Source organism: Thermus sp., assembly GCF_056332225.1.
Genome location: NZ_JBWGQW010000271.1, coordinates 1 through 503, shown reverse-complemented (window position 1 = coordinate 503; position 503 = coordinate 1). Strand labels below are relative to the sequence as shown.

Annotated in this window: 2 protein-coding genes; both read left to right on the top strand. The window is 69.6% G+C overall.

The annotated features are described in order from the left end of the window. The coding region (locus AC01Y6_RS11315) for a hypothetical protein (RefSeq protein WP_476671631.1) at positions 1 to 271 on the top strand (271 nt) is incomplete at its 5' end. A 2-nt stretch (positions 272 to 273) separates the two neighbouring features. Next, a partial coding sequence (locus AC01Y6_RS11310) for an Arm DNA-binding domain-containing protein (protein WP_476671630.1) occupies positions 274 to 503 on the top strand: 230 nt, incomplete at its 3' end.

Below are 503 nucleotides of genomic sequence, written 5' to 3'. Positions count from 1 at the left end.
CGCCAAGGGGAGGGCAAGGAGCAACGTGAAGCGCGATAATGGGGTCATGCGAGGCAGGAGGCTCTGGGAGGTGCGCCCTCCCCTGAAGGTCAGAACAAGCATCCTCGGGGTGGAGCCCCTGGCCCGGGGGGAGGAAAGCCGCATGGTCAGGCTTCGGGGGCCGGAACACCTCTTCCGGGTCCTCGAGGGCCTCTCCCCCAAGGAGCGCGGGGAGGCCCTGGTGGCGGGGCTCAAGAGGCTTCACTACTGGTGGGAGCCCGAGGAGGAATAGGCGTGGGCAGGCGGGCGGGAAAGGGCACCGGGACGGTCTTCTTCCACCGGGAGAGAAAGCGGTGGATGGCCCAGTTCACCCTGGGCCACGACCCGGCCACGGGGAGGCCCAGGAAAATCACCCGGTCCTTCGCTACCAAGCGGGAGGCGGAGGCGTGGCGGGCGGAGATGGCCCTGAAGCACTTCCGGGGGCTCCTCACCGCCCCCGAGGCCCTGACCCTTCGGGAGTGGGC